Source organism: Kitasatospora sp. NPDC058190 (assembly GCF_042883685.1).
GTDB lineage: Bacteria > Actinomycetota > Actinomycetes > Streptomycetales > Streptomycetaceae > Kitasatospora.
This window is the reverse complement of sequence record NZ_JBHVVI010000219.1, coordinates 1-7,564: the sequence shown is the minus strand read 5'-3', so window position 1 is coordinate 7,564 and position 7,564 is coordinate 1. Positions and strand designations below refer to the sequence as shown.

The window sequence follows — 7,564 nt, the reverse complement described above, 5'->3', positions numbered from 1 at the left end:
CACCTACGCCTTCCAGCACGAGCACCTCTGGGCCGTCGCGCCGCGCCCCGGCGGGGAGCCGGAGGACGGCGAGTTCTGGAGCGCCGTCGAGGAGGCCGATGTCGAGGCGCTGGCCGCCCGGCTGCGCATCGACAGCGGCGCGCTCGCGCCGGTGCTGCCCGCGTTGACCGACTGGCACCGCCGCCGGCGTGAGCGCTCGACGCTCGACTCCTGGCGCTACCGGGCGACGTGGAAGCCGCTCTCCATCGCCCCCGCCAGGCTGGACGGCACCTGGCTGCTCGTCACCGCCCAGGAAGGCGAGGGCGAGGACGTCGCCGAGGCGCTGACCGCGCACGGCGCGACGGTCGAGCGGCTCGTCCTGGACGACACCTGCACCGACCGGCAGCGGCTCGCCACCCTCCTGGAGCCCGCCGGTCCCACCGGCATCGTCTCCCTGCTCGCCACCGCCGAGCGGCCGAGCGAGCGCCACCCCGCCCTGCCCGAGGGCGTCGCGCTCACCCTCGCCCTGATCCAGGCTCTCGGCGACGCCGGGCAGGACGCGCCGCTGTGGTGCCTCACCCGCGGCGCCGTCGCCGCCGGGCGCACCGACACGGTCGCCAACCCGGTGCAGGCACAGGTCCACGGCCTCGGCTGGACGGCCGCGCTGGAGCACCCGCAGCGCTTCGGCGGTGTCGTCGACCTGCCCGACGCGCTCGACCGGCGCGGCGGCGAGCGGCTGGCCGCCGTATTGGCCGCCCGCGACGAGGACCAGGTGGCGATCCGCCCCTCCGGCGCCTACGCCCGCCGCATCGTGCGCGCCGAGGCCGCCGCCCGCCGGGAGGTCCGCCCGCTGCGCGGCACCGTCCTGATCACCGGCGGCACCGGCACCCTCGCCCCGCACCTGGCCCGCCGCCTCGCCGCGGAGGGCGCCGAGCGGATCGTGCTCACCAGCCGCCGCGGCGCCACCGCGCCGGGCGCCGCCGAACTGCTCGCCGAACTCGCCGCCGCGGGCTGCGCGGCCGAGATGGCCGCCTGCGACCTCACCGACCGCGACGCCGTCGCGGCGATGCTCGCCGACCTCGCCGCCGCCGGCCACGAGGTGCGCACCGTCGTGCACACCGCCGCCGTCATCGAGCTGCTGTCGGTCGAGGAGACCACCCACGAGGCCTTCGCCACGGTCCTGCACGCCAAGACCGCCGGCGCCCGCCACCTCGACGAGCTCCTGCCCGACGACCAGCTCGACGCCTTCGTGCTGTACTCCTCCACCGCCGGCATGTGGGGCAGCGGCCGGCACGCCGCCTACGTCGCGGGCAACGCCTACCTCAACGCGCTCGCCGAGCACCGCCGCGCCCGCGGCGGCCGGGCCACCGCGATCTCCTGGGGCATCTGGGCCGACGACCTGAAGCTCGGCCGCGTCGACCCCGGCCAGATCCGGCGCAGCGGCCTGGTCTTCATGGACCCCTCGCTCGCCCTGGACGGGCTGCGCCAGGCCCTGGACGCCGACGAACAGGTGCTCGCGATCGCCGACGTCGACTGGGAGCGCTACCACCCGGTCTTCACCTCCGGCCGCCCGACCGCCCTGTTCGAGGACGTCCCCGAGGTGCGCCGGCTCACCGAGGCCACCGAACGCCCGGCCGGGGACGGCGAGTTCGCCGCCAAGCTGCGCGCCCTGCCGGCCGCCGAGCAGGAGCGCCGGCTGCTGGACCTGGTCCGCGCCGAGGCGGCGACCACGCTCGGCCACGCCTCGCCCGACGTGCTGTCCGAGCAGCGGGCCTTCCGTGACGTCGGCTTCGACTCGCTGACCGCCGTCGACCTGCGCAACCGCCTGGCCGCCGCGACCGGGCTCACGCTGCCCAGCACCCTCGTGTTCGACCACCCGAACCCGCTCGCCCTGGTGCGCTTCCTGCGCGAGAAGATCGCCGGCGCCGCCACTGGTCGATTTGACGCGGGCGGCCCCGCCGCCACGGTGGCGGGCGCCGCGTCGGACGAGCCGATCGCCATCATCGGCATGGGCTGCCGCTACCCCGGCGGGATCGCCTCGCCCGAGGACCTGTGGCGGCTCGTCACCTCGGGCGGCGACGCCATCACCGAATTCCCGACGGACCGCGGCTGGGACACCGAGGGGCTGTACGACCCGGACCCGGACGCGCCCGGCCGCACCTACTCGGTGCGCGGCGGCTTCCTGCAGGACGTCGCCGACTTCGACGCCGCGTTCTTCGGCATCTCCCCGCGCGAGGCCCTCGCCATGGACCCGCAGCAGCGCCTCCTCCTGGAGACGGCCTGGGAGGCCATGGAGCGCGCCGGCCTCGACCCGTCCGCCCTGCGCGGCAGTCTCACCGGCACCTTCATCGGCGCCAGCTACCAGGACTACAGCCCCGGCGACTCCGCCCAGGACGGCGCCGAGGGCCACCTCGTCACCGGCACCATCCCGAGCGTCCTGTCCGGCCGGCTCTCCTACACCTTCGGCTTCGAGGGCCCGGCCGTCACGCTCGACACCGCGTGCTCCTCCTCGCTCGTCGCCCTGCACCTGGCCTGCCAGTCGCTGCGCAACGGCGAGAGCTCCCTCGCCCTCGCCGGCGGCGTCAGCGTGATGGCCACGCCCAACGCGTTCGTCGGCTTCAGCCGCCAGCGCGCGATGGCCGTGGACGGTCGCTGCAAGGCCTACTCCGAGGCCGCCGACGGCATGAGCCTCGCCGAGGGCGTCGGCCTCGTCCTGGTCGAGCGCCTCTCCGACGCCGAGCGGCTCGGCCACCCGGTGCTCGCCGTCCTGCGCGGCTCCGCCGTCAACCAGGACGGCGCCTCCAACGGCCTCACCGCGCCCAACGGGCCCGCGCAGCAGCGCGTGATCCGTGCCGCGCTCGCCGGCGCACGGCTCGCCCCGGGCGAGGTCGACGCGGTCGAGGGCCACGGCACCGGCACCAGGCTCGGCGACCCGATCGAGGCCCAGGCGCTCCTCGCGACCTACGGCCAGGACCGCGAACTGCCGCTGCTGCTCGGCTCGGTGAAGTCCAACATCGGCCACACCCAGATGGCCTCCGGCGTGGCCGGCGTCATCAAGACCGTGCTCGCGCTGCGCAGCGGCGTGCTCCCGGCGAGCCTGCACATCGACCGGCCGTCCACGCACGTCGACTGGACGCAGGGCGCCATCGAGCTTCTCGCCGAGGCGCGCGACTGGCCCGAGACCGGGCGTCCGCGCCGGGCCGCCGTCTCCTCCTTCGGGCTGAGCGGCACCAACGCGCACGTGATCCTCGAACAGGCACCGGCCGCCGTCGTGGCGGCCGCGCCGGCGGACGGCGACACCGTGCCCTTCACGCTGTCCGCCCGTACCGACGAGGCGCTGCGCGCCCAGGCCGGTCAGGTGCTCACCGCGCTCGACGAGCAGCCCGAACTTCCGCTCGCCGACCTGGCGTTCTCCCTCGCCACCACCCGCACCGCGCTCGACCGCCGGGCCGCCGTCACCACCGGCGACCGCGCCGAGCTCCGGCGCGCGCTCGCCGCCCTGCGCGACGGCCTGCCGGACGCCGCCCTCGTCACCGGCCGGGCGGCCGCCGGCGGTCTGGCGTTCCTGTTCACCGGCCAGGGCAGCCAGTACCCGGCCATGGGCAGGGAGCTGTACGACCGGTACCCGGTGTACGCGGAGGCGCTGGACGCCGTCCTCGCCCGCTTCGACCTCGACTACGAACGGCCCGTGCGGGACGTCCTGTTCGCGGCGGAGGGTTCGGCGGAGGCCGCGCTGCTGGATGACACGGGGTATGCGCAGCCGGCGTTGTTCGCGCTGGAGGTGGCGCTGTTCCGGCTGGTGGAGTCGTGGGGTCTGCGGCCCGATGTCGTGGTGGGGCACTCGATCGGTGAGATCGCGGCGGCGCATGTGGCGGGGGTGTTCTCGTTGGAGGACGCCTGCGCGCTGGTCGCGGCTCGGGCCCGGTTGATGTCCGAACTCCCCGGTGGGGGAGCGATGGTGTCGGTCGAGGCGACGGAGGAGGAGGTGCTGCCGCTGCTGACGGACGGCGTCTCGATCGCCGCCGTCAACGGGCCCAGGTCGGTGGTGCTCGCGGGCGACGAGGACGAAGTCCTCCGTGTCGCGGGCGAGTTCGTCGGGCGGCGCACCAAGCGCCTGCGCGTCTCGCACGCCTTCCACTCCCCGCACATGGAGCCGATGCTCGACGCCTACACCCGCGTCGCCGCCACGCTCACCTACGACGCCCCGGCGATCCCGCTGATCTCCACCGTCACGGGCGCGCCCGCCACCGCCGACGAGCTCGCCGCGCCCGCGTACTGGGCCCGGCAGGTGCGCGGCACCGTCCGCTTCGCCGACGCCGTCCAGGCCCTCGCGGGCCACGGCGCCGCCGCCTTCCTCGAACTCGGCCCGGACGGCGTCCTCACCGCCGCCGCCCGCGACACCCTCGGCGACGGCGCCCGCCTCACCGGCGTGCCCGCGCTGCGCCGCGGCCGGCCCGGTGTCCCGGTCCTCACGGCCGCGCTCGCCCGGCTGGCCGTCGGCGGCCTGCGCCCGGACTGGGCGGCCGTCTTCGCCGGCACCGGCGCCCGTCGCGCCGACCTGCCCACCTACCCGTTCCAGCGGGAGCGCTACTGGCCGGAGGGCCGGTCCGTCCCGGCGGTGGGATCCGACCCCGTGGACGCCGAGTTCTGGGCCGCCGTCGACCGCGGCGATCTCGGGGCGCTCGGCACCGGCCTGGACCTCGACCGCGACACGGTGACCGCCCTCTCCACCTGGCGCCGCGCCCGGCGCGAGCGCTCCACCGTCGATGCCTGGCGCTACCGCGCCTCCTGGACGCCGCTCGACGTGACGGGTGCTGCCGCGACCCGGCCGTCCGGCCGCTGGCTGGTGCTCGCGTCGGACGACGCACCGTGGGTGGACGGGCTCGTCGACGGGGTGACCCTCCGGGTCTCCGGCGACCGGTCCGCGCTCGCCTCCCAGCTGCGCGAGGCCGCCGTCGGGGAGATCGCCGGCGTCCTGTCCCTGCTCGCCCTCGGCGACGACCCGCTCGCGGCCACCGTCACCGCCGTCCAGGCCCTCGGCGACGCGGACCTCACCGCCCCGCTGTGGTGCCTCACCCGAGGCGCCGTCGCCACCGGCCGCTCCGACCACCCCGCCGACCCCCGGCAGGCCGCCGTCTGGGGCCTCGGCCGCTCCGCCGCCCTCGAACCGCCCACCCGCTGGGGCGGGCTGATCGACCTGCCGGACAAGCTCGACGACACCGCGCTGCGCCGCCTGGCCGCCGCGCTCGCCCGCACCGACGGCGAGGACCAGCTCGCCGTCCGCGCCTCCGGCACCTTCGCCCGGCGCCTCGTGCGTCACCCGCTGCGTCAACCGGTGGGCGAACGCCCGGCCGCCCGGCCGTACGCGCCCGCCGGCACCGTCCTGATCACCGGTGGCACCGGCGGCCTCGGCGGGCAGCTCGCCCGCCGCCTCGCCGCCCAGGGTGCCGCGCACCTGCTGCTGGTCAGCCGCCGCGGCCCGGACGCCCCCGGCGCCGAGCAGCTGCGCGCGGACCTCGCCGCCCTCGGGGCCGACGTCACCCTGGCCGCCTGTGACGCCGCCGACCGGGAGGCCCTCGCGGCCGTCCTCGCCGCCGTCCCCGCCGACCGGCCGCTCACCGCCGTCTTCCACACCGCCGGCGTCGTGGCCGACGGCACCCTCGACACCCTGACCGCCGAGCGCTTCGCCGAGGTGTACCGCCCGAAGGTCGACGCCGCGCACCACCTCGACGAGCTGACCCGCGACACCGACCTCGCCGCCTTCGTCCTGTTCACCTCCACCGCCGGCACCATCGGCGCCGCCGGACAGGCCAACTACGCCGCCGCCAACGCCCACCTCGACGCCCTCGCCGAGCAGCGCCGTGCCGACGGCCGCCCGGCGACCGCGATCGCCTGGGGCCCGTGGGCCGGCGAGGGCATGGCCGGGGCCGGCGTCGAACAGCGGGTGCGCCGCGGCGGCTACGGCCCGATGGCACCCGAGCGCGCCCTGACCGCCCTCGGACACGCCCTCGACCACGACGACACCGCGCTCACCGTCGCCGACATCGACTGGCAGCGCTTCGCGGCGGTCTTCACCGCGCAGCGGCCCGTCCCGCTGATCGCCACGCTGGCCGGGCCGGCCGGCCGCCCGGCCGCCGCCGCCCAGGAATCCGGGCTGCGACAGCGCCTCGCCGAGCTGTCCGAGCAGGCCAGGGAGCGGTTCGTCCTCGACTTCGTGCGCACCCGCGTCGCGGCCGTCCTCGGCCACGTGGGCGGCGAGCGCGTCGGCGCGGACCAGCCCTTCACCGACCTCGGCATGGACTCCCTCACCACCGTCGAACTGCGCAACGCCCTCACCGCCGCCACCGGCCTGGCCCTGCCCGCCACCCTGGTCTACGACCACCCGACCCCGGCGGACCTGGCCGCCCACCTGCTCGCCGAACTCCTCGGCACCCTGCCCGAACCCGACCGGGCCCCGGCCGCGCGGGACGTCACGGACGACCCCGTCGTGATCGTCGGCATGGCCTGCCGCTTCCCCGGCGGCATCGAATCGCCGGAGGACCTCTGGCGCCTGCTCGGCGACGGCGCCGACGCCGTCCGCCCGTTCCCCGCCGACCGCGGCTGGGACCTCGACGCCCTCGGGCGCGGCGGCTCCGCCACCCTCCACGGCGGCTTCCTCGACGGCGTCGGCCGCTTCGACGCCCGGTTCTTCGGCATCTCGCCCCGCGAAGCCCTCGCCATGGACCCCCAGCAGCGCCTCCTCCTGGAGACCTCCTGGGAGGCCCTGGAGCGCTCCGGCATCGCCCCCGACCGTCTGCGCGGCAGCGACACCGGCGTCTTCGTCGGCACCAACGGCCAGGACTACCTCACCGTGCTGCGCCGCGGCACCGCCGACGTCCGAGGCCACGCCGCCACCGGCAACACCGCGAGCGTCCTGTCCGGCCGGCTCTCCTACACCCTCGGGCTGGAGGGCCCGGCCGTCACCGTCGACACCGCGTGCTCCTCCGCCCTCGTCTCGCTCCACCTGGCCGCCCGCGCGCTGCGCGCCGGGGAGTGCTCGCTGGCCCTGGCCGGCGGCGCCTCGGTGATGTCCAGCCCGGACGCCTTCGTCGAGTTCACCGCGCAGGGCGGCCTCGCCGCTGACGGCCGCTGCAAGCCCTTCGCCGACGCCGCCGACGGCACCGCGTGGTCCGAGGGTGCGGGCGTGCTCGTCCTGGAGCGGCTCTCCGACGCCCGCCGGCTCGGGCACCCGGTGCTCGCGGTCGTGCGCGGCTCCGCCGTCAACCAGGACGGCGCCTCGAACGGGCTGACGGCCCCCAACGGACGGGCCCAGCAGCGGGTGATCCGCGCGGCCCTCGCCGACGCGGGCCTGACCGCCGCCGAGGTCGACGCCGTCGAGGCGCACGGCACCGGCACCGCCCTCGGGGACCCGATCGAGGCGCACGCCCTGCTGGCCGCCTACGGGCGGGAGCGCGAACTGCCGCTGCTGCTCGGTTCGGTGAAGTCCAACCTCGGCCACACCCAGGCCGCCGCCGGCGCCGCCGGTGTGATCAAGACGGTGCTCGCGATGCGGCACGGTCTGCTGCCGAAGTCGCTGCACGTCGAC

General features: G+C 76.8%; 1 protein-coding gene. It reads left to right on the top strand.

Annotation, left to right across the window (positions count from 1 at the left end; translation table 11 throughout):
- Positions 1 to 7,564, top strand: a 7,564-nt coding sequence (locus ACFVWU_RS43580) for a type I polyketide synthase (RefSeq protein WP_387632005.1), incomplete at both ends; no start/stop codon positions are given.